Here is a 24,041-nt window from a genome sequence, read left to right on the forward strand (position 1 = left end):
TGATTTAAATTTCAAGGCTTAATATTCAACAGAATTATTTGTCAATTCTTATTTAAAAATTTAATACGAATGAACCTGATTGTCTTATGCTCAACACTGAAACTGAATTTTTGCCGAATATTTTTTCTATTATCTTGATATAATCCTCAACATATTTATTTGGAATAAATACCTGAATTGTACCTGCGAAACCACCTCCATGAATACGACATGCGCCTTCATTTACATCCATTAAAAAATTTTCTGTAATTGCCAAGGCTAAGGAAAGAGGCTGTTCGTTTACATTTTTTGATGAATAAACATTTTGTAAATATTTATATGATGAATTTCCGGAGTTTTTAACAAGGTCAATAAATTTGCGGAAATCTTTTTTAATTAGAGCATTTACTTGTTCTTCAACTCTCAAATTTTCTTGTAAGAAATGAATCACCCTAAGAATTGCTCTATCGGAAAACTTTTGCCTAAGTTCGTAAATTGATTTTAGAACTTCCTCATAATTCAATTCAGCACATTTCACTTTTCCAAAATAATTTGCAATCTGCTTCATTTCAAATGGAATTGCGGCATACTCATCCGTTAAATTTTGGTGAGTTCCACCAGTATCAACAACCAGCAATTTGTAATCAAATTCTTCTAAATCAAATGCAATGTTTACTATTTTTGGATTTTCGTTATCTTTAAAATCAATTGTTACAATTCCGCCGGATGCACAGGCAACTTGATCCATCAATCCGCATGGTTTTCCAAAATATTCGTTTTCGGCAAACTGACCTATTTTTGAAATAACTTCGGGTGATATAGTATTATCATTATATAAAAAATTTATAACCGACCCAATGGCAACTTCAACCGAAGCTGAAGAGCTAAGTCCTGAACCTTGAATAACATCGCTGACCAAATATCCGCTAAATCCGCCAACCTTAAATCCATTTTTTTTAAAACCAGAAAGTATACCCCTTATAATTGATTTTGTGGTTCCTTTTTCTTCTTCTTTAATTTCCAGATCAGAGATATCAACAATAAATGTTTCATTGTATTTATCTGATTTCAGTTTAATATAATTTTCTTCTCCGGAAAACATAATTAACGTATCTAAATTTATACTTGCAGCAATCACTTTTCCGCCGTTGTGGTCTGTATGATTACCGCTTAGTTCTGTTCTGCCGGGTGTACTTAAAATCCAAGTTTTTTCAGAGACATTAAAATTCTCGTAATAATTCCGAATCAATGACGCATATCTTTTTTTCTGATTGTCAATCACATTTTCATCATTCCCGTAAATGGTTTTAAAGTTTTTTTCAATATCAGTAATAGTCAATTTTGTTTTCATATTTATTTGATTTTAATTTCTAATTAGTTTTTTTAAAATTTCGGCAGCCGTTTCCGCTGTGATATCTCTTTGCGGATTTGCGAGCATTTCATATCCAACCATAAATTTTTTTATAGTTGCCGACCTCAATAAAGGCGGAAAAAAATGCATGTGAAAATGCCATTCGGGATGAAGTTTTCCATCAGTGGGAGCTTGATGAATTCCTGCCGAATAGGGAAATGAAACATTGAAAATTTTATCATAAGCAGTTGATAAAATTTTAATCACTTCTGCATAATCTTTTATAGATTTTTGATCAAATTGTAAGATATTATTCAAAGGAAGTTTAGAGATTATCATTGATTCAAAAGGCCAAACCGCCCAAAATGGTATTAGAACAGTAAATCTTTCATTTTCAAAAATGATTCTCTCGTTTTTTTCATTTTCAAGTTTAAGATAATCACTTAAAATAGTTGAATTATGTGCGTCGAAATATTTCTGAAAATTTATTTGCTCTTTAAGCGGTTCCATTGGTATTGAATGCTGTGCCCAAATTTGACCGTGTGGATGTGGATTGCTTGCGCCCATTATTGCGCCTTTATTTTCAAAAATCTGAACATAGTTAATTTCTTTCATACTTCCGATTTTATCATATTCATTCTGCCAGGTTATAATTACGTTTTCAATTTCCTCGAGTGATAATTCAGTAAGGGTTAAATTATGTTTTGGAGAGAAACAAATTACTTTACATATGCCTTCTTCTGATTCAGCTTTTATTAAATTATTCTCATCGATTGAAAATTTTTCAACATTTAATTTTAACGAACTATAATCATTTACAAAAATATATGTGCTTTTATAGTCGGGATTTTTTTCTCCATTTGCTCTAATATTATTTGGACACAAATAACATTGCGGATCGTACTCAGGTTTTACTGTTTTGAATTCAACTTCATTCTGTCCCTGCCATGGTCTTTGTGTTCTGTTTGGTGAAACCAAAATCCATTCATTTGTTAAAGCGTTGAATCTTCTATGAGTATTATTCATATTTTTTATTCTTTTTCATTAATATTTTTATTTGGAGCAAAAAATTTAACAAATTTTTCGCCGTTCCAGAATTCAATTTTATTCATAATAATTTTTCTAAACTCAAAAGTATCAGTCAACGGATATTTTAGTTTTCCATTTTTGACCAGCCTGTCTCTATCAACGCTCGCATTATCTCCAATTAATATGTGTGTCGGGGTTAGATTTTTATTGAATTCTACTCCGTACCAAAATTTATTTTTGTAAATATCATTGCTGCCTTCGTTAATTGTAACTCTTATTTTATTCCCTTCAATAAGCGGTTCATGCGAAACCGCGTTATACTTATCAAAATATAATTTTCCTATATCGGTTAAGGGAAATAAAATGTAATTATTAAAGTCAGCTGTTTTCATATTTAAAAATTTATAATTCTCATTTGTAGGGAATGTACCTTCAAGTTTATTATGATCTATTGAAAACAAAAATGCTCTATGCATTCCGTTTGAAATTCCGCCGGCAATTATTTCTTTTATTCCATCATTATTAAAATCATTTAATACCGCACCAACTAATCCGCCCGGATGCCATAAAATTTTACCATTTGGTTTTCCTGTCAGCATATTTAATTTCATAATGCCGTTTGGATAATAATTGTTGTGTTGGAACCAAATTATAACAGTCCTTGTGCCGCCTTCATTAATTGTATCAATTATTCCGGTAATTCCATAACGTCCTGTAAATTTTTCATTTTTTGTTTCTATACTGTCATAATGAAAATATTCCCAGATTTTTTCACCTTTATAATTATACATGGTCAACGGCGCAAACATTTCTGAATTTGTCAGCAAGACTTCATTTGTCCCATCATCATCAATATCAAAAATGTTTCCAAAGCTTGATAAAAACTTTTCCGATTTGAAATATCTCCTTTCTATAATATATTTTATACTGGGCGATTTTTTTGTCCAAAGAATTTCACCACTAATATTTTTAACAATAAAGTGGTCTTTTTCAACATCAAGTTTGTATGGATTATTATCAATACTTATTAAGAAAAAAAACAATCTTGTTATAAAAATAAATATTATCGTCAGCAAAAGTATTTTACTTTTATATATTTTTTTCCAAATCCAAGTAATAAGGTTTTTTTTGTCAATTTTTATTATATCTCTTCTATTAATAATGTCATTGAGTTTTTTTACCGTTATAATTTCTAAATTTCGATTAGGAAATTGACTCTTGAGTTTAGTCCAAACTACCTCTGTAAATTTATATTCTTCGAACGGAATAATGAATTTTGAGGCTGTGGAGAAGAAAACAATTTGAGTTTTCGACTTTAATATTTCCTCCCCGACATTTAAAATATTTCCTTCATCATCCATAGATCCGGTAACAATAATATCATCATTAAACGATATAATTTCTCGTAAATCATAAAATCTGAATAACTCTTGAATAAAACCAATGGTTAGTGCAATACCTAACGAATTGCCTTCGTAGATTCCAAGTTTATTTACAAATTGAACCGTAATAAGGAAATTTTTATCGAAAACTTTATATTGTTCTTTCACAAAGTTCAACGCAAAAGTCCAAGATTTATCAAGTTGTTCTTTTAATTTTGATTCTATAACAGGTAAACTTGGTGTAATTATAAACTCAGTCTTTTCATTTTTTTTGTTTTGACTAATGGTAATATTTAATTGTTCAATAGTGCCAAACTCAATAGAATTTTCATTTGATTTTTCTACAACAGGAAATAACAATTTTCCCTTAAATTTTTTACCATTCAATGCCAATTTCAGATTTTCGAGATCACATTTTATTCTTTGATATTGATCAGTAAGCTGAAGAAGATAATTTTCTTCCTTAATAAATGGTTTTATTTTTTCAATATTGGAAAGTACGCTTTGGGATTTTTCAGGATGAATGCCAAAAACGCTAAACTGCTTTTATTTTCAAAATAAAAAGAATCCATTAGTGGTATGGTTTTATTTAAAATTTTGTTAAAATCTTTATTTATACTCTTTTATGCTTTATTTCTAATTTGTTTATGATTATTTTTGTTAAATTTTTCTATTTGTAAAATTGTGATAAATGAATTAAATAAGTTTATAAAAAAATATTTTATATTCGAAGTTATTATTTACTTTTTAGTAATTATTTATTTCTGCCACCCGATTATAAAATTTAAAAAATCTGAATTATCCCAGACCAATTCCAATGAGTATGTATATACAAACTCTTTGACTAATATTGCAATTTTATATGAAAAATTGAACAATATTATACAATCAAACGTACATGAAACTAACTTTGAAAATATAAAATATTATCAAATTTATTATATCAAGCAGAGTTTTTCTACAAGAATAAAATTTTTCAAGTATCTAACAGTTTCTGCGGATTCGAGAAAATTAAGTTATTCAACAATAAAAATCATTTCGCGCCCTCCTCCCTATTTTGCTTAATTTATTAATTAAACAAATATTTCTAAAAAATTTAAGTAAAATTTGCGAGGAAAAAATGCCTACTAATAATAATAAAAATGAAGAAAAGATTACGAAAAATGAGTTGGTTGTTGAATTATTAAAGTTAATTGGACCAATTGTTTTAATTGTTATAATTTATTATTTCTTTTTTGCATAAAAAAAAAGGTTATCGCGTTTTCAATTTTAGCATTGAAACGTGATAACCTTTATTGATTCAGATTAATAAATTACACTGAATTATTGTTTTTCTAACCACGCCATTGCGACTTGCGGATCACTAAAAACATTCACTTTTACTCCCATGCCTTGATATCTTTCAATAATTTTTTTCATATTCATTTGTCCAACAACTTTTTCAGGCAAAATAATTGCCCAGAATTTCCATCCGGCTTTGAATATTTTAGGTTCCCAATTTGTGTGCGCCCATTCTAAATCTTCAGGTTTTAAAGCCGAATTTCCTCTATCGTCGGAAAGCCATTTTGTACATTTCTGCTGAACGAAAACATCCGCGGCTTTAAGCATAAAATTTCTAAAATTATCACCAAACAAAAACTTTTTAATTACATGGTGTACAATTTTCTTTTCAGGATAATGTTTTAGAGTCGCAAATTCATTATCTAATATTGTTGTCATCATTCCCCCATTTAATTTTTTTAAGTTTTGCATATAATCGGATAATTAAATATTATGTTGAATTTTGCCAAAGTTTGAGTTATTATTTTAAAATTTTCGCATTCATTTTTACTAAATCTATTTTAGAGAATTCTGCAAATAATGTTATAATTATGTTAGTGATTTAAATTCATAAATCTTTTCGGGGATTAATGGCAACTACTGAAGAATTAAAAATGTTACGAGAAATGGTGATAGATTTTACCGATTCTGAAATTAGACCATTGGCGGCAAAAATTGATCAAAATGAAGAAATACCAAGAGAATTAATAAATAAAATTGCAGAAGTTGGATTGTTAGGAACGGCTTTTCCAGAAAAATACGGAGGCGGCGGTTTTGGTGAATACGGATTTTGTATTGCGCAGGAAGAAGTTACAAAAGCTTGCGGTTCTACCGCAACATTGATCGGCGCACATCAATCAATTGGGACAAACGCAATTTATATTGGCGGCTCAGAAGAATTAAAACAAAAATATATGTTCGATTTGACTTCCGGCAAAAAAATTGCGGCATTTGCACTTACAGAACCGGAAGCAGGTTCAGATGCTTTTAATCTTCAGACCAATGCTAAATTTGACGGAACAAAATGGATATTAAATGGTCAAAAAATATGGATTACAAACGCTGCGCTGGCGGATGTTTTTTCGGTTTTTGCGAGAACAGAAAAAGGTATAACCGGATTTGTAGTTGAAAAAAATTTCCCAGGAATTTCAATTGGACCAAATGAAAAAAAACTTGGAATAAAAGGAAGTGTAACGAATACAGTTACTTTTGAAAATGTGGAAATTCCCCAAGAAAATTTAATAGGTTCTGATGGAAGAGGTTTTGTAATTGCAATGAAAACATTGGACGCGGGAAGAATTGGAATCGGGGCAGCTAGTCTTGGTGCTGCAAAAGAAATGTTGAAGCTTTCGGTGGAATATGCAAACCAAAGAAAGCAATTCAATCAGCCGATTTCAAAGTTTCAAGGAATTCAATTTATGATTTCCGACATTACAACAAAAATATTTGCGATGGAAAGTATTTTATACAGAGTAGCGGAGAAATACGATAAAAAAGAAGACGTAATGCAGGATGCCGCTATAGTTAAATTGTTTTGTTCGGAAGCGGTATCTGAAGTTGCCGATATGGCTTTGCAAATTCACGGCGGAATGGGATTTTCAAGAGAATTGCCAATTGAAAGATTTTACCGAGACGCAAGAATATTAAGAATTTTCGAAGGAACGAGTGAAATTCAAAAGCTAGTTATTAGCAGAAAAACTATAAAAAATAATGGGATTTGGGTAAAATAAAATGAGAAAGATATTAGTGATTCCGTCTATAGATATTAAGGATAGGAAAACAGTACGAATTGTTCAAGGAATTCCCGAATTAGATTGTAAAGCATATGGAAATGATCCTGTTGAAATGGCAATGATTTGGAGATCGGAAAATGCTAAAGTTATACATGTTGTTGATTTCGATCTTTCACGCGAACATTCCCGCAAAAATCTCGATCTAATCGGACAAATTTGCGAATCGGTAATAATTCCAATTGAATTTGGCGGTGGCATTACAAATATTGCCGATGCGGAAGAAATCTTAAATTTAGGCGTTTTTCGATTAGTAATTGGCTCACTTGCATTTTCAAATCCAAAAGAATTTAAAAGAATATTTGAAAAATTTGGTCCTTTAAAAATTTCTGCAGCAATTGATGTTATAAATGAAGAATTAGTTGTCCATGCTAGAAAAGAAAAAGCCGGTATTTCTGCTATAGAATTTTCAAAGCAGTTATCGGAAATTGGTATAAATAGATTTGTTATAACAGATGTGCTTAGAAACGGCATGATGGATGGACCAAATATTGAATTTTGCAGAAAAATTGCCGATGCAACCAATACAAAAGTTACTTTGTCCGGTGGAATTTCCGGCTTCTCCGATTTAATGAAAGTACAAGAAAATTATGCTTGCGGAATTGATTCTGTAATTGTTGGCAGAGCTTTATATGAGAATAAATTCCCATGTCAGAAAATTTGGAGAGTTGCAGAATCCGGTATTTTTGATTAACTTAATTTTGTTAGAAATTTCCTTAGCTAAATAAATTATTTTATACTTAATAAAACCATTATTTAATATAGGAGTTTATATTATGGAAACTATAACAAAAATATTGGTCCCAATTGATTTTTCCAATTATTCAAAAAATGCACTTCGCTACACCGTAAACTTTTCCAAAAAATTTAATTCTAAAATTTTTCTTGTTTATGTGGTTGAACCGGTAATCTACCCCTCTGATTTCAGCATGGGGCAAGTTACTTTTCCCGTTACAGATACTGAATTAAATGAGCGAGCAAAAGAAGAACTTGAATCATTGGCAAAGGAAGAAATAGGTCAGGGAATTCCCGTTGAAACTATTATAAGGACCGGTAAACCTTTCGTAGAAATTAATGAAACCGCAAGAGAATTGGATATCGACTTAATTATTATTGCGACTCACGGACACACCGGAATGGAACATTTACTTTTTGGAAGTACCGCTGAAAAAGTTGTTAGAAAAGCTCCTTGTCCTGTATTAACTTTAAGAGAGCCAATTAAAGGATTTAAATTTAATCCAATTGAAAAGAAAGCTTAAAAATGCAATTAAAATTTTAAATTATTTCGTTGAATATTGAGAAGGATAAATTTTGAATAGATTTTTTTTATTAATATTTTTTTTAATTACAATCTCAATATTCCCGCAAGATAATATTGAATTTTCCGATTGGGAATTGGTTGCCGATAATCAGAAATTTCCGGAAGGAATTACTTACGATAATAATGGGAATTTGTATTCTTCCAATTGTTACGGAAATTGGATAACAAGAATTTCCGGTTCTAAAATTGATACATTTCTTTTGGCATCCGACTCAACTTTTAAGAATACAAATGGAATGATCGCGCGACCCAATGGAACACTTATAGCAGCAGATTTTGGTAATGGCGTAATTTTGAATTTCAGCGGTAATGGAAAAACTGAAATTTTAATTGATGGGTACAATGGTTCTAAATTTAACAAACCCAATGATTTGACTCTTGATGAAAATGGGAACTTATATTTTACCGATCCCAAAACTTGGGGACATGAAATATTTGACGGCAGAGTTTTCTATTATAATTTTTCAACAAAAACTGTTTTGTTAGTTCAAGATAGTATTGCATTCCCAAACGGAATAGGAATTTCACCAAAAACCGAAAGACTATATTTATCGGAATCCGCAAAATCAAGAATATTAAGTTTTAGAATAAATTCCGACGGAAGTTTGGATGATAAAAAAGTATTTGTTGAAATTCCCGGCGGAGATCCGGATGGTTTTAATTTTGATGAAGATGGAAATCTTTATGCAGCTCATTTTGGTGGTGGAAATATTTACGTAATTTCACCTGAAGGAAAAATTTTAAAGAAAATCAAAACTCCTGGTAAGAAACCAAGCAACGTTGAATTTGCTGATGAAGATTTAATGACATTGTACATTACTGAAGATGAAACAAATTCAATATATAAATGCAGAGTTAACAAAAAGGGATTTAATCTTTTTTCAAAATAAAGTTTTGGATTTCTTGCAAAACGCTTTATTAAAATTAAGTTATATAATTAATATTTAGATGCGATTGTTTTTAAAAATCGCATCTTTTTTAATCAATAATTTAGTATTTCAACTTATCAATTTTTCTTGGTTTCAAGTCTTGAAAGAGCAGTTTTAACAGTTCCAATTAATTTATGATTGGGAAATTCATTTATTATCTTTGTCCAATTTTCTTTAGCTTTTAAAAAATCTCCATTCCTAGCCTGCATAACTCCCAAATTATAAATTGCTTCAACATTTTTAGGATTTATATCCAAAATTTTCCTAATATAACTTTCGGCTTCGTTAAAATTATTTTGTTCAAACTCTACTATTGCCAGACTCATTAAAATATCAATTCTTTTTGAGTCTTTTTCTAAAATTGATTCATAAAGTTCGATCGACTTTTTGGGATTGTGTGAACCATATAACAAATCGGCATATTCCCGCACTTTTGCGGTATCATTGGGATTTTTATCCACATATTCTTCTAACGACTTTAATTTACTTTTAAATTCATTTGATACATTTGAACCGCTTGGCGGCTGAGAATTATTAAATTGTGAATGGACATTATCTTTAGGCATTTCATTATTTGCAATGCTCATTTCTGTTGATTTACTTTGTACGGTAAAATAAACAATAACCATCAAAGCTAGTAAAAAGATTCCAAGATAAATATAAATTGATTTAATTTTCATTTTCCTACTTTCATTAATTTTTTGTTGGACAAAAAATAATCAATTTTGACAAATAAGACAGAATAGATTTAAACAATGTATAACAATGCATAAAACGACATAAGTCATTTTTATAAAATCAGTTAGCATTAAAAAAAATCGAATTTAGTTTATAATATTTTATAAATTGGTACCAATTGTAATTTACCGTTTGTAAGAAATTCTAATCAATTAAAAATAAAGTGAGTGAATTATGGCTGATTTCGAAAAACTTGGAGCATTTTATTTAGGGAAAATTTTCGATCCAATATCAAAAACTACAAAAGAAGATTTGGTTTTATATGATTCAAAGGATTTGACTACACACGCGGTTTGTGTGGGAATGACAGGCAGCGGAAAAACTGGCTTATGTATTTCTTTATTGGAAGAAGCTGCGATTGATCATATTCCGGCTTTAGTAGTTGACCCTAAAGGAGATATAACAAATTTACTGTTAACATTCCCGAATTTGGAAGGTAAAGATTTCTTTCCATGGATAAATAAATCTGATGCTGAAAGAAAAGGTGTTTCACCAGAGGAATTTGCAAATTCACAAGCCCAACTTTGGAAAAACGGTTTGCAGCAGTGGGGACAAGATGGAAACAGAATCAAAATGTTGAGAGAAACTTCCGATTTTATAATCTATACACCGGGAAGTACAGCCGGAACGCCGGTTTCTATTTTGGATTCTTTTAAAGCTCCCGCGGATGAAATAATTGATGACGGAGATCTTTTTGGCGATAAAATTTCCGCAACAACGGCAAGTTTATTGGGTTTATTAGGTATTGACGCTGATCCGCTTAAAAGTAAAGAACATATTTTATTGTCAAATATTATACAATTTCACTGGGCAAATAAAAAAGATCTTGATCTTGCCGCAATAATCCAAAATGTACAAAATCCGCCATTTACAAAAATTGGCGTATTTGATATTGAATCGTTTTATCCTGAAAAAGAAAGATTTGAATTGGCAATGCAGTTAAATAATATTTTATCTGCACCGGGATTTCAATCTTGGCTTACCGGTGAAGCTCTAGATATAGATAAACTGCTTTATTCAAATACCGGAAAACCAAAAACATCAATTTTTTATACCGCTCATTTATCAGATTCCGAAAGAATGTTTTTCACTTCATTATTGTTAAATCAACTAATCGGCTGGGTTAGAATGCAGTCAGGAACTACAAGTCTGCGTGCTATGCTTTATGTAGATGAAATTTTTGGTTATTTGCCGCCCGTTTCAAATCCGCCTACAAAAAAACCGTTTTTAACTTTGTTAAAACAAGCAAGAGCTTTTGGAGTAGGACTAGTTTTAGCAACACAAAATCCTGTGGATTTAGATTACAAGAGCTTATCTAATGCGGGCACTTGGTTTATAGGTAGACTGCAAACAGAACGCGACAGAATGCGGGTTTTAGACGGATTGGAAGGCGCTACTTTAGAAGGCGGCGGAAAGTTTGACCGAAATCAAATTGATAAAATTTTATCCGGTTTAGATAACAGAGTATTCTTATTGCATAATGTACACGAACCGCATCCCGTTATTTTTAACACGAGATGGGCAATGTCGTATTTAAGAGGTCCATTAACCAGAAATCAAATTAAGGATTTAAAAAATCCAAATGTTTCTGAAGACAGTACCGATATAAATTCGGTCAATTTAAATTTAAGTAAAATTTCAGTTAACCCGTTGCCGAATGAAATTAAAGCAATTTATCTAAATCGCGAAATAAGCGATTCTGAAATCGCAAATACAATTTATCAACCTTATATTTATGCACATGCGGATATTAATTTTTTAGAGAAAACTAAAGGTATCGACTTTAAAAAATCTTCGAGCTTCATTGTTCCTATTACAAACGACGTAATTTCGGTAAAGTGGAAAGACGGTTACGAAGTTAAGGTCGAGGAAAATTATTTAGTTAAAGATGCAAATCAAAATATTAAATATTCCGAATTACCAAATTCAGCTAAAAATGATAAAAATATTGCGGTTTGGCAGAAATTCTTTGAGGATTATTTGACAAGCGATTATTCATTGGAAATTTATAATAGCCCTAGTCTTAAACAAACTTCAATGCCATTGGAAAGTGACCGCGACTTTAAAATTAGACTTTCTCAAATAACGAGAGAACAGCGCGATAAAGATATGGATATAATTAAAGAAAGATACCAGAGAAAAATTCAAGTAATTGATGATAAAATTAGAAGAGCTCAGGAGAAAATTGAAAGAGAAAAATCTCAGTCTACACAGGTAAAACTGCAAACGGCTATTTCCGTTGGTTCAACAATTTTAGGTGCATTATTTGGTAAAAAAGCTTTAAGTACTTCAACAATAAGTAAAGCCGGCACCGCAATGAAATCTGCCGGAAGAGCCATGAAAGAATCAGGTGACATAAACCGAGCAGAAGATGAGTTAGAAGTTCTGAATCAGCAGATGACCGGAATTCAAGATAAACTTCAGGAAGAACTAAATTTACTTCAAGATAAATATGATCTTTCGATTGAACAGCTTGAAACGTTAAAAATAAGACCCAAAAAGCCAAATATTTCAATAAAATTATTCAGTTTTTTGTGGCTGCCTATTGGCAATGAGTCAATAAAAGAAATTGAGGAAATTCAAATTGTATAAATTCAAAATTTGGAATAATCGTAACTGTTATATATTTTACAGTGATTTAAATCACAAATAAAGGGGGCTTTATTTATCAACATTATAGGAGAAAAAATGCGTAAAATCTTTTTAATAACATTATTATTTGCAGTGACTATTTTTGCCGAAGATGCAAAAAAAGATAGTGTTGCTCAGAAAACATGGCTCCCTCTTGGAGTTGCCGGTTTAAATATTAGCCAAATTGCATTGGATAATTGGACTCAAGGCGGTGAAGATGCTTTGGCATTTACAGTTTACGGTAATTTTGGATTAGACTATTTTGATAAACCATGGTCATTTACAAACAAATTAAAAATGGCTTTCGGCAAAACAAAATTAGGTTCCGAAGATTATAAAACAACCGACAACGAAATATTTTTAGAGGATCTTTTAACTTACAACGCGGGCTGGTTCGCTGAGCCTTATTTTGCAAATACATTTAGAACTGTATTGGCAAATGGTTATGATTATAGCGGAGATTCACCAATTCAAACTGCAGCTTTTTTTGACCCGGGTTATTTAATGCAGTCAATCGGTATGGCTTACAAAATTTCCGATAATTTTACAACCAGATTAGGATTAGGCTTTCAAGAAACTTTTACAAGCAAATTCAATGGATATTCCGACGATATAGAAACTGTTAATGAAATTGAAAAGTTCAAATTTGAAACCGGTATTGAGTCCGTTACATCAGCAAATTTCAAACTTGATGACAATTTATTTTACACGAGCGAATTAAGATTATTTAGTGCCTTTAATGAACTTGATGTTTGGGATGTAAGATTTGACAACACCTTAACTGCGCAAGTTAGTAAATTGGTAAATGTAAACCTTAATGTGTTACTAATTTATGATGAAAACCAAATTAAAAGAACACAAGTTAAAGAAGCATTACAAATTGGTATTGCTTACGCATTATTTTAAACAAAAAAATTAGGAGATCCCCCTATGAGTATGATTAAAGAATTTAAAGAATTTGCCATGCGCGGTAATGTAATTGATATGGCAGTTGGTATTGTAATTGGCGGAGCTTTTGGTAAAATCATCAACTCCTTAGTTCAAGATGTTATTATGCCTCCAATAGGAGTTTTACTTGGCGGCGTAGATTTTTCTAAAATGGGTATTATTGTAAAAGAAGCAACAGAAACAACAGAAGCTGTTGTTATGAAATATGGTAATTTTCTAAATACAGTTATAGAATTTTTAATAATTGCATTTTCAATTTTTATGGTTATAAAAGCAATGAACTCTATGAAGAAAAAAGAAGAAGCAGCACCTGCAGCTCCTCCTGCGCCAAGTAAAGAAGAAATATTATTGACAGAAATTAGAGATTTGCTAAAAAAATAATGTAAGGTAACCAAAATGCATAAAAAAATATCATATTTAATTATGTTAAGTCTTTTGATTCTTAGCTATACAAATAGTCTTGCACAGTTAAATGATTATCCAATTAAAGTTGGGTTGCATGCATCCGGTTTATTGCCAGAAACAGATTTTAAAAATGATGATCTAAAATTATCATATCTTGGAAGAGCATTTCTCCGCTTCAAAGTTATTGATCTTTTTGATATTGAAGCCGGAGCCGGATACGCGAAGTTAGCCGGAGAAGATAATAACTTTAATTATTGGGAAACATCTTTAATTCCAGCGGACTTAAGACTGCTCTTAAGTCCGTTTAATTCCAAGTCTGTTAATCCTTACGCTTATGCTGGAATCGGTTTTACAAAATGGAGGGTTGAAGAAAAACCTGTTGTAACAAGCGGGCAAACCAAAGATAAAGGAACTGATCTTTACGCACCATTTGGACTGGGCATTGAAATGAAATTATCCAACTCCGTTTTGCTCGATTTATCCGGCGGTTATAATTATTTATTTTCTGATTATATAAATTACGTTAAAGGCGGCGATTTTAACGATGGTTTTTGGAATTTGGGAATTGGAATAATATTTACCGGCGAAGGCGGAAGTTCTGATTCCGATAATGACGGACTTACAAAAAGTCAGGAAATTGAGATTGGAACTAATCCGGATAATCCGGATTCCGATGGTGACGGACTAAGCGATGGATTGGAATTTAACCAATATAAAACCGATCCACTAAGTGTGGATAGTGATGGTGATGGTATTTCTGACACTGAAGAAATAAAAACTTATACCACTAATCCAAATATTATTGATACGGATAAAGACGGAATTACAGATGGGGACGAAATTCTTAAATATAATACCGATCCTTTGCGTGAGGATTCTGATATGGACGGTATTAAGGATAAAATTGAAATTGATGAATTCAAAACAAACCCAATTAGTCCCGATACTGATAAAGATGGATTAAAAGATGGTGATGAAATTCACAGATATAAAACTGATCCTTCCAAAAGCGATACTGATGGCGATGGAATATTAGACGGTGATGAAATTTTCAAATTCAATACCAATCCTCTAAAAGCTGATACGGACGGCGGCTCTGTTAATGATAAAATTGAAATAGATAGAAAAACTAATCCGTTAAATCCGGAAGATGATATTGTTCTTGATATTGCTGCGCCAATTGTGCTGGAAGGAGTAACTTTTGAAACAGCAAAATCAGAATTAACGCCGGAAAGTGAAAAGATGCTGCTTCGTGTTCTTAATACATTAAATGCATACCAGGATATTAAAGTTGAGATCAGTGGCTATACCGATAACGTAGGAAACGCATCAAAGAATTTGAAACTATCTCAGCAAAGGGCCGACGCGGTAAGATATTGGCTTATTAATAAAGGCATTGCTCCTGAGCGAATTGTTGCTAAAGGTTATGGTGAAGACAAACCAATTGCCGACAATAATTCTCCAGAAGGCAGAAGGTTAAATAGACGAATAGAATTCGTTAAAATTAACTGACCTAAAACCTTTCTAAAAAACTCCTGTTAAAAAAATAATAGGAGTTTTTTTTAATTAAAACTCTCTTCATTCCGATGATATTTCATGCGAAATATTTTCTTTTTAATATTACTATTTATTGCAAATAATTATACAGCCCAATTATATGATTACCAGGTAAAATATGGGCTTCAAAGCAATTTACTATTTCCAAACACTGAGTTTGAAACTGATTCATATAATTTATCTTTATGGGGACGCGGATTTATTAAACACGAGATTAACTCCGTTTGGGAAGGTGAAATTGGATTCGGAATTGGTAATTTAGCCGGTATTGATTTTGAAAAACAAAAATGGGAAACAAATTTTATTTCATCAGATTTAAAAATTAATTTAAGTCCGTTTAATTCTCAAATATACAGTCCTTATTTTTTTACGGGATTAGGTTTGTTAAGGTGGAATGTAATAAATCTGCCTGCCGGACAATTCAATAAAAAATACGGATGGGATTTGTACTTCCCTTTCGGCGGCGGTGTTGAATTTGCGATAAACAGCAAACTTATTGTTGATTTAACCGTAAGCTATAATTTTACGACAACCGATCAGTTAAACAATTTTAGCAATAAAAAATATAACGACGGATTTTATGCTTTAAGTATTGGATTTACTTTTGTTGAAGGTGGCGATTTAACCGATCCGGACAAAGACGGAATAATAACGAAAATTGAGGAGGAAATTGGGACTGATCCGAATAACAACGATACCGATTCAGACGGACTTAACGACAATGAAGAAATTAATACTTATTCAACTAACCCATTTAAAGTAGATTCTGATAATGATAAATTAACAGATTATGAAGAATCAAAAGTATATCTAACCGATCCTAATTCTAATGATACCGATGGAGATGATATTTTAGACAACGAAGAAATATATCTGTATTCAACTAACCCAAATTTAAAAGATACGGATCAAGATGAAATCAGCGACGGATATGAAGTTTATAAATATAACACAAATCCAACTCTTATAGATACAGATCAAGATGGTTTAAGCGATAAGGATGAAATATTTAAAACAAAAACAAATCCAAACAAAAACGATACCGATGAAGATGGAATTCCGGATGGAGTTGAGGTAAATAATTTAAAGACAAATCCACTTATAAAAGATCTAAATTTAAATTACAATAAAAGTAATTCTAATTATAAATCAGTTAATTTAACTTCAAACCAGCCAGTCGTTTTGCAGGGTATAAAATTTCAATTATCTTCTGCCGAACTTAATTCCGAATCTGAAAATGCATTGCAAAATATTTTTAATTCGTTGAATGAAAATTCAAATTTAAAGATTGAAATAAGAGGTTACACCGACAGTATTGGCGATTCAAATTTTAATTTAACTCTATCAGAAAAACGTGCTGAATCGGTTAAAAATTGGCTAATTGAAAAAGGAATTAGTCCAAATAGAATCTTTACAAAAGGTTTTGGAGAATCTAATCCAATTGGTGAAAATAATACGGCGCAAGGTCAAGAACAAAACAGACGAATTGAAATTATTCAATTGAACTAATCAAATATTTCATTTCAAAATAAAAATTATATCTTCATTATTTTCATCGGAATTTATTGAATGAACATTTAGATTCAATTTTTCCGGATAAGATTTTAATTTTAATTTCTCAAGCTGGGTTTCATCCAAATAAAATTTAAACTTGCCTGAAGATATTCCATATAAATAGAAACTGCCGTCGCTTAGTGTTTTAATTTTTGTAACTTTACTAGTTATTAAATTTTCAGCAAAAACATTTATGCCTTCAAGCGGGATTTTTTCATTTGCGACAATTTTATATACTATTCCATTTACAACCGATGCTTCGTAAAACGGAATGCTAATCTCCTTGAATTGATTTGGATCGGAAATAAAACTAAATTTATCCAATACCGGAACCCAAACCGGATTTTTATTTCTACCTTCATTCAATTTTAAATCAAATTTATAATAGGATTCCAAATCATTCAATAGAATTCTTCCATTATCCAAATACTTTTTATTTGCTATAGCATTAATTGAAACATCAATATCTGTTATTAATTTTTCGTTTGTGTCATAAATATCATTATTATTTTCATCTAAAAAGAATCTAATCGCCGCTGCAGATCTGCCTACCATTCCCCTATTATGAAAATCAAATTCATCAAATATGCTGTTATAATTTACTGAGCCTAGAATTGACTGTGAAAATACTGAATTGGAAATATTAGTATTTGTTCTTAAGAACGGAAGGTCGAGTACAATTCTAAGTTGAGTATCTGAAAATTTTGTAGCGAAATTTATATTATGCGCGATTTGTACCCTTAAATCCCTGAATAAAGTTGATGATAAAGAAATATTAAAATTTTCAAATCTCTTTAAATTGAAATTATAGGTCAATCTGGATTCAATTATATTTCCTCCTAAAAACTCATAAGGAATGTAAAATGAATAGTTCATTCTAAGATTTAAATATGAAGAAATAAAACCGGTATTGGCAATTTTTGCGTAATTGTATTCTACCGATGGACTAAAATTATTAATATCATAAAACGTTCTTAATGAATAATCATATCTATTTATTCCGTTAAAATTTATCTTTCTAGCTCTTGCAAAAATGCTTAAATAATTTTCATCCAATTGAATTGGGATAAAAAAATTCCCATCAATTTCACTCTTAATATTTGTCGGATTTATTTTATCATTTTTTTCATAAAATTTTGCGCCGATATTAAAATTTGCTAAATCGGCGAATATTGAATTTACTTCAAATTCATAAAATGCATTTGGCGCAATATTTAAGTTGGCAATATAACCGTCAAAAACTCTAGCTGAAGTTTTAGAAAATATCGATGAATTTTTAAAATCGTTGACAAACAAATCCGTTCCGAGTTGCGTTGTAATTCTATCATTTATTCCATAAGATGAATTAGCCTGAATCAAATATCCATCTGTTGAAATTAGTTTCCCAAAATTCAAACTATAATCAAATTCCCCAACGGGTATTTGATTTGTTGGTATTTGATATAATTTATGTTCTGTTTTTGTTTCGCCGTTTGTACCGTAATATTTAAATTCTAAGATTGTAGTACCGTAAGAAAATGGATAATTAAAGTTAAAATTCCCATCGGCATCCGCCTGCAATATGTCAATTATTTCGTTGTTATGATAAATTTCTACATTAGCAAATGGAAATGTTTTTTCCGTTAATTTCTGAAAGCCGAAATTTTTTCTTAATTCCAATGGCTGATTTGTAATTGAAATTCCTCTAAAACTATATGACTGCAAACCGTATGCGTATTCATTGCCCAAAGTAATACTGCTTATTTTCCGGTTATTTAAAAAAGCATATCTCCATCGGTATTCCGTCTGATTATTCATAAACTCATTTTTAAAAATTGAGTTACTTGAATTGATTTGAAAATCGCCGCCGAGTATTTCATTGCCCAAACCTAGATTTATTGAATAATACGGACTTACATTTTTAACATAGCTTCCATATAATGAGTAATCGAAAAATCCGCCGCTAAAGTATTTCCGCTCCCTATCAAATTTTAATGGATATTTTTCTTCATTTATAGAACTTTTGTTTTGCAAAATTCGTTGGTTTGTAAACCTTTCAGCCATGGGAAGCTGATTATCCGAGCTGAATTTTATTTCTAAATTTCTAAGATTTATTTCAAACTTTGCAGAAATTAATTGCTCAAATAAATTTGGTTTAACATAATATTCAAGCTCCGTTTGCGTAAAATCTGAATAACTTATTTTAGTTTCCGCTCCTTTTATCATCTTGTTTAGATTAACAAAATCAATACTGTTATTGGATTTTTCATTATCTAAACTTTGAACTGATATTCTTGAATTATTAATATCTTCATTGTGATTTAATTGAAGCAGATTTAGAATTTCGGTTAAAGGCAAGAATATATTTCCTTCATTATATTTTGCAATTATCATTTCATCAATATAATTACCGTATTTGAATCTTAAAATTAAATCGTCGTAAGCTTTGTTAACTGAATCTTTTAGTACTTCTTTTGGGATATTGAAATAATTATATTCCGAAAAATCACTCCAGGTATTTTCTATTTTGCTTCTGTACTTCCATCTGTAATTTTCATAATTCAATAAAGTTTTATCATCAATAGTAAAAAGTGTATCCAATAAATTTTGATTTACAACTTGAACATATTTATTGTTCAAAATATTTGAATTATTAACAGCTTCGATTACAATTTCATACATTTCGGAATTTTTTACCCGCTTCCATTTTATAGAGTATTTTTCGTTTTCAGAATCGGGTTTTTCAACATCATTATTTTTATTATTTATTAAGTTTGTTGTATCAACATTTTTATTTTTAATTGAAAGCGATGTAGCCGAAGTATCTTTGTTAGATAAATTAGTTTTAGAAAGTTCATTCCATTTACTTATTTTCAATGAACTGTTTTTATTGAAACGATTATTTTTAAAGGTTATTATTTCTTCTGAATTTATAAATTCATTCTTCTTGTTAAATGAATTTTCTTCTCTGTTCTCTGAATTATCATATGAATTTTTATTCGCGCTGTTTTTAATGTCAAAATCCATGCAAGACGATTTTGAATTTGCTAAAATAAGCTCATCTCCCCCACTATCCAGTAATTCCATAATGGCAATTTCAGGCGTTTTAATTTTTTTTTGTTCATTATTTTCAAAAATAAATCGTGCGCTTAAATCCAAAAAGTAAAATAAGATAACTATTAAAAATAAAGCGTAAAAGATGCTTTTATAAAATGGTCTCAATATTTTTTTTTTTACTTTTGAAATCAAGGAATTGTAAACTCGAAATTATTTGTAATATCATTCGGCGGGATTAATTTACTATCGGGAATATCTTCCTTTTCATTGAACTTTATAAAATATTTAGCGGTATAATTTCCGGATGTAAATTTTTCTTTGGGCAAAACATAATTTCGCGTTATATTATAATAAACAGAAAGATAATCCTGCTCATCCAGCAATATCTCTCCTTTTGAATTTTTCACTTCTAGTTTAAAGTTACCGAAATAAGGCGAGTTTCCTAACTGGTTCATCTTATATAAAAGCTGATAACTATCAGTTGAGTCTTTAATCAAAGATACATTTTCAATATTTAAATCTGTAGATATAGAATCAGTTCTGTAAATAGCAGTTGTTACTTGATTTAAAACAAATTTTAATTTAGCCGAAACTCCATTTCCGCTATTAACGGTTGTATCTTTGTTTATTGGTGTTGAAGATGTCACAATTCTTGTCCAGTAAGTTCTTTTAGCTATATCTTTTGGCGGTTTGACCATCAGCCTAATTGTTTGTCTTTCTTTAGAATTAAGAATAAATTTTTTGGGGAAAGCAGTAATCCAATTATTTAAAGCAGGATATTCTTCGGTCGGATTTTCTAAATACTGCATTGATCTGTTACCTAAAGAATCTGAAACAGGAAATCCGAATATAAAAGAAATTGATATTTCATAAGGATCAAAAGATTCATTTTGAATTATCATACTTCCGAATTTATTTCCTTCATCCATATAAACAACGTAGGGAGAAATTATCACTTGAGAATAAATAGGCAACGAAAATAAAATAAGAAGAAAAAATTTTTTCATAGAAACTCAATTGTTAATGTAATTACACCGTTATAATTTCCCGGACTAATTCCGGAGTTTGTTGAAATAGTTCCGCCCAGCCATAAGTAAATTGGAATGTAGACAAATGCACGCCTAATCTCTAATGGAGAATTCGGATTAAAATTTGTCCTTCCGGATTGCCTGTTATAAAATGACCAAGCTCCGCTGTCATTTAGAAATTTTATTGAAGCCGAACTATTCCCGTTTGATAAAAATTTCGGCAGCTTAAATGTAACAAGCAGATCGGCTCTTAAAATTTTTGTATGATAAAAATAAAATTGTGCGGCTCTTTCATCAGTATTTTGAACCGTTTCATCATATCCTATAAAAACATCCCCAAATTCCAAATCATTATATTTATAAGTTATAATAGACTGCGCATTAACACTCGTAACTTCCGCTATAAATAATACGAAAATAACCTTAATTATTTGTTTCATAAATCATTTTTTTGATATAATAAATTAGATAATTTCTTATAAATTTCAAAAATAGTTCATTTCATTACAATAAGTTAGAAGCTTTAATTGAAGTAATTTTTAAATAACTTCATTAAATCATAATAAAATAATAAAAAACAAATTTTATCTATAGAAATAATTGGATTGATTGTTAAAATGCAATAGTAATTATTGGGTTTTCTAAAATTTGATGATAGGAAATATTGCCATAATCTTCAGATTTAATAATCTTTTTAGCTGATTGCACAAAGAAATTAGATTCTTTTCGATTTTTGATAATATTTGCATGAATAACATTTACATTGGTGTTAATAAGTATATTTCTTTTCCCTAAATGATGCTGCTTTGAATCTGATTTAAAATTTTCAGTCGAATGAAATAATTTTTCAATATCCATCAATTCAGATTTTATCAGTCTTATTTTAATTTCAGCATTAGCCGATAAACCAGATTGACTTAATCCTCTCACAGAAAATAGAAGTAAAAATGAAAAAACCGCATAATAATATTTCACAAAATCGACTTCCTAAAAGTTCGTTTTCAAATTATCGAATTTAGGAATTGTTTTGTTTATTTTAAATCACAAATATTAATATGTTACGGAAAGAATAAATAGTCCGGTATAATCTCCAACTTCCTGTTTTGGCTTAATATTAATTTCACCGCCTACAAATATTTGAAGCTCACCTTTTTGACCGTTTTTAATAAGAGGTATGTTTGTACCGTCAGAAATTTGCTGAGTGCTTTTCAATTCGACTTTGGGAATAAAGGTCAATCTATCGAGTTTGCCGTTATATTTTGAAGCCCATTCGTAATTTGTTAGTTCAACCGAGTTAAACCTTACCGTAATATTTTTCCCGGGATGACCCGTAACAACAAATAGTTTACCCAATTTTGGTTCTATTTTAGCCGAGTAATTTGATTCAGTTACAATTATATTGCCGAAATCCAGATCTCCCGACTTAGCTTCGATTGAAAGCGGCTGAATTAAATTTGCGGAAGCGTTTCCACTTATGTAGCCGGTTTGCTGTGAATAAACGACAACAAAATTAAATAATGATAATATTACAATGATTATTATTTTCATAATAAAAAAATAAAAATTGGATTGAACTTATGAAAGAATAAAAAAATGGCGTTAGATCTCAATTGTCTTATTATCTAACGCCACTGAGGACCCATGAGGATAAAAACTAATTTCAAATTCATTATCGGTAAAATCAAATAAGAATTTAATTTTTTACTCTATAATTAAGTAAAAAATCAAAACGTATTTAAATTCATCAAATGTTAAAAATCCAAAACTATATAGCATTCTTTTTCTCTCAATATGCAACTGTTAAGGTAAAAGTACCCGAATAATCTCCATAAGGTCGGTTTGTGCTGCCAATAATGTTTCCGCCGATCCAAATGTATAATTTTCCAAGTGGTTTTGTATTTGTCAATTTTACTCTTGAATTATTGCTTAGATTAACGGCGCCGACATAATTTATATTTCCGCCCGTATGAGTTACCTTAGGTGTAAATCTCAAAATTCCAATTGTACCGCCATAAAGATTTACCCATCCGGCATTTGTTAAATTAACACTACTTGAATATGAAATATTTACGTTCCTATTTCTAAAGCCTGTAATTTCATATTCTATGCCTAAGTTAGCTGTTTTAGACAAATTTAAACTTGAACCTGTATATAAAACATTTCCGAAATCTAAATCGCCTTTAATTTTATTTAACGCTATTCCGTTGCTTAAAGTTATTCCAACATTCGTTGATATATTAACATTTGCCTGAGAATAAATATTCAAAGTCGATATCAGTAAAAAAAGAACAAATATATATTTTCTCATTATTTAATTAAATTTTAGGGGAATTAAAAATTCCCCAATGAAATTAATAAGTTACAGTCATTTGAAAAGTACCTGAATAGTCTCCGGCGGGTGCATCAGCCGGAACAGCAATACTGCCACTTAACCATAAATTTAATAGTCCATTTGCACCAAGTGAATTTCCGCTTCCTGCAGATACCAGAGATCCTGCGGCATAAGTTGTGCTTTCACCTGTTTTTTCTACTGTAGGAGTAAAAACAAGATTATCAGTACCGCTTGTTAAAGTTAAAGTTGAGGAAAATCCAACGATTACATTAGAGCTCTTATGTCCAGTTACCAAAAAATTTACAATATTACTTGAAGAAGGATTTTGTGCTGAGCCGGTTACAACGGTTTCCGGAAATGTAAGATCACCTGTCAAATTTTCAATTTTTAATCCTTTTTTTAGACTAATTTTTACAAGTGCATTAGCGCTTCCAGAACTTTGGGCAAAAACGCTTGCTGAAAAGAACAATAAAACTAAAACAATAAAATATTTTTTTAAGTACATTTAATACTCCCTAAGTTATTTGTTGTGATATTTTTTTTCAAAATAAAATTCAAAGTGTGTGCCAGATCACATTATCAAGATTATTGCTGTATTTTAATAATTTATAGGAGCAGATAAATTTGTTTGTATCATAATGTTGAGATAATAAATTTTTGTATTTAATTGGAACATTGTTTTAATCGGTTATTAAGTATTTTTTAACAATT

21 protein-coding genes are annotated in these 24,041 nt (G+C 30.3%); 9 read left to right on the forward strand and 12 right to left on the reverse strand.

The window, feature by feature from the left end:
• Positions 1 to 52: 52 nt before the first annotated feature.
• The 4 genes from IPK06_07345 to IPK06_07360 all read right to left on the reverse strand — a co-directional run bounded on the left by IPK06_07345 (position 53) and on the right by IPK06_07360 (position 5,460).
• Positions 53 to 1,330 carry a galactokinase gene (locus tag IPK06_07345; GenBank protein MBK7979808.1) on the reverse strand — a complete coding sequence of 426 codons (1,278 nt, stop codon included), beginning with the start codon at positions 1,328 to 1,330 and terminating at the stop codon, positions 53 to 55.
• Positions 1,331 to 1,342: 12 nt separating this feature from the next.
• Positions 1,343 to 2,356, reverse strand: coding sequence for a UDP-glucose--hexose-1-phosphate uridylyltransferase (locus IPK06_07350; GenBank protein MBK7979809.1), 1,014 nt, complete (start codon positions 2,354 to 2,356; stop codon positions 1,343 to 1,345).
• Between the two features lie 5 nt (positions 2,357 to 2,361).
• Positions 2,362 to 4,101, reverse strand: a complete 1,740-nt coding sequence (locus IPK06_07355) for a hypothetical protein (protein ID MBK7979810.1) — start codon at positions 4,099 to 4,101, stop codon at positions 2,362 to 2,364.
• A gap of 963 nt (positions 4,102 to 5,064) precedes the next feature.
• The gene (locus tag IPK06_07360) at positions 5,065 to 5,460 is read right to left on the reverse strand and encodes a hypothetical protein (GenBank protein ID MBK7979811.1); all 396 of its coding nucleotides are present in this window, start codon (positions 5,458 to 5,460) and stop codon (positions 5,065 to 5,067) included.
• 191 nt (positions 5,461 to 5,651) lie between these two features.
• On the opposite strand from IPK06_07360, the gene IPK06_07365 reads away from it, so the two are divergent.
• From IPK06_07365 to IPK06_07380, 4 genes are all read left to right on the forward strand, one after another.
• Positions 5,652 to 6,791 (forward strand): acyl-CoA dehydrogenase family protein, encoded by a 1,140-nt coding sequence (locus IPK06_07365; GenBank protein MBK7979812.1) that lies wholly within the window; start codon positions 5,652 to 5,654, stop codon positions 6,789 to 6,791.
• Between the two features lies 1 nt (position 6,792).
• A complete protein-coding gene (locus IPK06_07370; GenBank protein ID MBK7979813.1) occupies positions 6,793 to 7,545 on the forward strand; it encodes a 1-(5-phosphoribosyl)-5-[(5-phosphoribosylamino)methylideneamino] imidazole-4-carboxamide isomerase in 753 nt (250 codons plus the stop codon).
• A gap of 82 nt (positions 7,546 to 7,627) precedes the next feature.
• The gene (locus IPK06_07375) at positions 7,628 to 8,110 is read left to right on the forward strand and encodes a universal stress protein (GenBank protein ID MBK7979814.1); all 483 of its coding nucleotides are present in this window, start codon (positions 7,628 to 7,630) and stop codon (positions 8,108 to 8,110) included.
• A 52-nt stretch (positions 8,111 to 8,162) separates the two neighbouring features.
• Positions 8,163 to 9,062 carry an SMP-30/gluconolactonase/LRE family protein gene (locus IPK06_07380; GenBank protein ID MBK7979815.1) on the forward strand — a complete coding sequence of 300 codons (900 nt, stop codon included), beginning with the start codon at positions 8,163 to 8,165 and terminating at the stop codon, positions 9,060 to 9,062.
• A gap of 116 nt (positions 9,063 to 9,178) precedes the next feature.
• On the opposite strand, the gene IPK06_07385 is transcribed toward IPK06_07380, so the two are convergent.
• A complete protein-coding gene (locus IPK06_07385) occupies positions 9,179 to 9,781 on the reverse strand; it encodes a tetratricopeptide repeat protein (protein MBK7979816.1) in 603 nt (200 codons plus the stop codon).
• 232 nt (positions 9,782 to 10,013) lie between these two features.
• On the opposite strand from IPK06_07385, the gene IPK06_07390 reads away from it, so the two are divergent.
• The 5 genes from IPK06_07390 (at position 10,014) to IPK06_07410 (ending at position 16,889) form a co-directional block, all read left to right on the forward strand.
• Entirely contained in the window at positions 10,014 to 12,431 is a 2,418-nt protein-coding gene (locus tag IPK06_07390) for an ATP-binding protein (protein MBK7979817.1), read from the forward strand.
• Positions 12,432 to 12,527: 96 nt separating this feature from the next.
• A complete protein-coding gene (locus IPK06_07395) occupies positions 12,528 to 13,376 on the forward strand; it encodes a DUF3078 domain-containing protein (GenBank protein MBK7979818.1) in 849 nt (282 codons plus the stop codon).
• Between the two features lie 30 nt (positions 13,377 to 13,406).
• Positions 13,407 to 13,799 (forward strand): large-conductance mechanosensitive channel protein MscL, encoded by a 393-nt coding sequence (mscL, locus tag IPK06_07400; protein MBK7979819.1) that lies wholly within the window; start codon positions 13,407 to 13,409, stop codon positions 13,797 to 13,799.
• A 15-nt stretch (positions 13,800 to 13,814) separates the two neighbouring features.
• A complete protein-coding gene (locus tag IPK06_07405) occupies positions 13,815 to 15,335 on the forward strand; it encodes an OmpA family protein (protein MBK7979820.1) in 1,521 nt (506 codons plus the stop codon).
• Positions 15,336 to 15,419: 84 nt separating this feature from the next.
• Entirely contained in the window at positions 15,420 to 16,889 is a 1,470-nt protein-coding gene (locus IPK06_07410; GenBank protein MBK7979821.1) for an OmpA family protein, read from the forward strand.
• A gap of 9 nt (positions 16,890 to 16,898) precedes the next feature.
• On the opposite strand, the gene IPK06_07415 is transcribed toward IPK06_07410, so the two are convergent.
• The 7 genes from IPK06_07415 to IPK06_07445 all read right to left on the reverse strand — a co-directional run bounded on the left by IPK06_07415 (position 16,899) and on the right by IPK06_07445 (position 23,835).
• A complete protein-coding gene (locus tag IPK06_07415; GenBank protein ID MBK7979822.1) occupies positions 16,899 to 20,000 on the reverse strand; it encodes a hypothetical protein in 3,102 nt (1,033 codons plus the stop codon).
• A 158-nt stretch (positions 20,001 to 20,158) separates the two neighbouring features.
• Positions 20,159 to 20,977 (reverse strand): hypothetical protein, encoded by an 819-nt coding sequence (locus IPK06_07420; GenBank protein MBK7979823.1) that lies wholly within the window; start codon positions 20,975 to 20,977, stop codon positions 20,159 to 20,161.
• Positions 20,974 to 21,438, reverse strand: a complete 465-nt coding sequence (locus IPK06_07425; protein MBK7979824.1) for a hypothetical protein — start codon at positions 21,436 to 21,438, stop codon at positions 20,974 to 20,976. Before IPK06_07425 ends, IPK06_07420 begins: the two co-directional genes overlap by 4 nt.
• Positions 21,439 to 21,610: 172 nt before the next feature.
• Positions 21,611 to 21,973 carry a hypothetical protein gene (locus tag IPK06_07430; protein MBK7979825.1) on the reverse strand — a complete coding sequence of 121 codons (363 nt, stop codon included), beginning with the start codon at positions 21,971 to 21,973 and terminating at the stop codon, positions 21,611 to 21,613.
• A gap of 75 nt (positions 21,974 to 22,048) precedes the next feature.
• Positions 22,049 to 22,546 carry a DUF4402 domain-containing protein gene (locus tag IPK06_07435; GenBank protein MBK7979826.1) on the reverse strand — a complete coding sequence of 166 codons (498 nt, stop codon included), beginning with the start codon at positions 22,544 to 22,546 and terminating at the stop codon, positions 22,049 to 22,051.
• Between the two features lie 238 nt (positions 22,547 to 22,784).
• On the reverse strand, positions 22,785 to 23,306 hold the full coding sequence (locus IPK06_07440) for a DUF4402 domain-containing protein (protein MBK7979827.1): 522 nt from the start codon (positions 23,304 to 23,306) through the stop codon (positions 22,785 to 22,787).
• Positions 23,307 to 23,349: 43 nt separating this feature from the next.
• Entirely contained in the window at positions 23,350 to 23,835 is a 486-nt protein-coding gene (locus tag IPK06_07445) for a DUF4402 domain-containing protein (GenBank protein ID MBK7979828.1), read from the reverse strand.
• Positions 23,836 to 24,041: the final 206 nt, after the last annotated feature.

The organism is Ignavibacteriota bacterium (assembly GCA_016713565.1).
In the GTDB taxonomy this organism is placed as follows: Bacteria; Bacteroidota; Ignavibacteria; order Ignavibacteriales; family Melioribacteraceae.

What these genes read in the sequence shown, in the direction of transcription:
- IPK06_07345 (MBK7979808.1), bottom strand. Translation starts at nt 1,330, where the DNA reads ATGAAAACAAAATTGACTATTACTGATATTGAAAAAAACTTTAAAACC.
- IPK06_07350 (MBK7979809.1), bottom strand. Translation starts at nt 2,356, where the DNA reads ATGAATAATACTCATAGAAGATTCAACGCTTTAACAAATGAATGGATT.
- IPK06_07360 (MBK7979811.1), bottom strand. Translation starts at nt 5,460, where the DNA reads ATGACAACAATATTAGATAATGAATTTGCGACTCTAAAACATTATCCT.
- IPK06_07365 (MBK7979812.1), top strand. Translation starts at nt 5,652, where the DNA reads ATGGCAACTACTGAAGAATTAAAAATGTTACGAGAAATGGTGATAGAT.
- IPK06_07370 (MBK7979813.1), top strand. Translation starts at nt 6,793, where the DNA reads ATGAGAAAGATATTAGTGATTCCGTCTATAGATATTAAGGATAGGAAA.
- IPK06_07375 (MBK7979814.1), top strand. Translation starts at nt 7,628, where the DNA reads ATGGAAACTATAACAAAAATATTGGTCCCAATTGATTTTTCCAATTAT.
- IPK06_07385 (MBK7979816.1), bottom strand. Translation starts at nt 9,781, where the DNA reads ATGAAAATTAAATCAATTTATATTTATCTTGGAATCTTTTTACTAGCT.
- IPK06_07390 (MBK7979817.1), top strand. Translation starts at nt 10,014, where the DNA reads ATGGCTGATTTCGAAAAACTTGGAGCATTTTATTTAGGGAAAATTTTC.
- IPK06_07395 (MBK7979818.1), top strand. Translation starts at nt 12,528, where the DNA reads ATGCGTAAAATCTTTTTAATAACATTATTATTTGCAGTGACTATTTTT.
- mscL (MBK7979819.1), top strand. Translation starts at nt 13,407, where the DNA reads ATGATTAAAGAATTTAAAGAATTTGCCATGCGCGGTAATGTAATTGAT.
- IPK06_07405 (MBK7979820.1), top strand. Translation starts at nt 13,815, where the DNA reads ATGCATAAAAAAATATCATATTTAATTATGTTAAGTCTTTTGATTCTT.
- IPK06_07410 (MBK7979821.1), top strand. Translation starts at nt 15,420, where the DNA reads ATGCGAAATATTTTCTTTTTAATATTACTATTTATTGCAAATAATTAT.
- IPK06_07415 (MBK7979822.1), bottom strand. Translation starts at nt 20,000, where the DNA reads ATGGAATTACTGGATAGTGGGGGAGATGAGCTTATTTTAGCAAATTCA.
- IPK06_07420 (MBK7979823.1), bottom strand. Translation starts at nt 20,977, where the DNA reads ATGAAAAAATTTTTTCTTCTTATTTTATTTTCGTTGCCTATTTATTCT.
- IPK06_07425 (MBK7979824.1), bottom strand. Translation starts at nt 21,438, where the DNA reads ATGAAACAAATAATTAAGGTTATTTTCGTATTATTTATAGCGGAAGTT.
- IPK06_07435 (MBK7979826.1), bottom strand. Translation starts at nt 22,546, where the DNA reads ATGAAAATAATAATCATTGTAATATTATCATTATTTAATTTTGTTGTC.
- IPK06_07440 (MBK7979827.1), bottom strand. Translation starts at nt 23,306, where the DNA reads ATGAGAAAATATATATTTGTTCTTTTTTTACTGATATCGACTTTGAAT.
- IPK06_07445 (MBK7979828.1), bottom strand. Translation starts at nt 23,835, where the DNA reads ATGTACTTAAAAAAATATTTTATTGTTTTAGTTTTATTGTTCTTTTCA.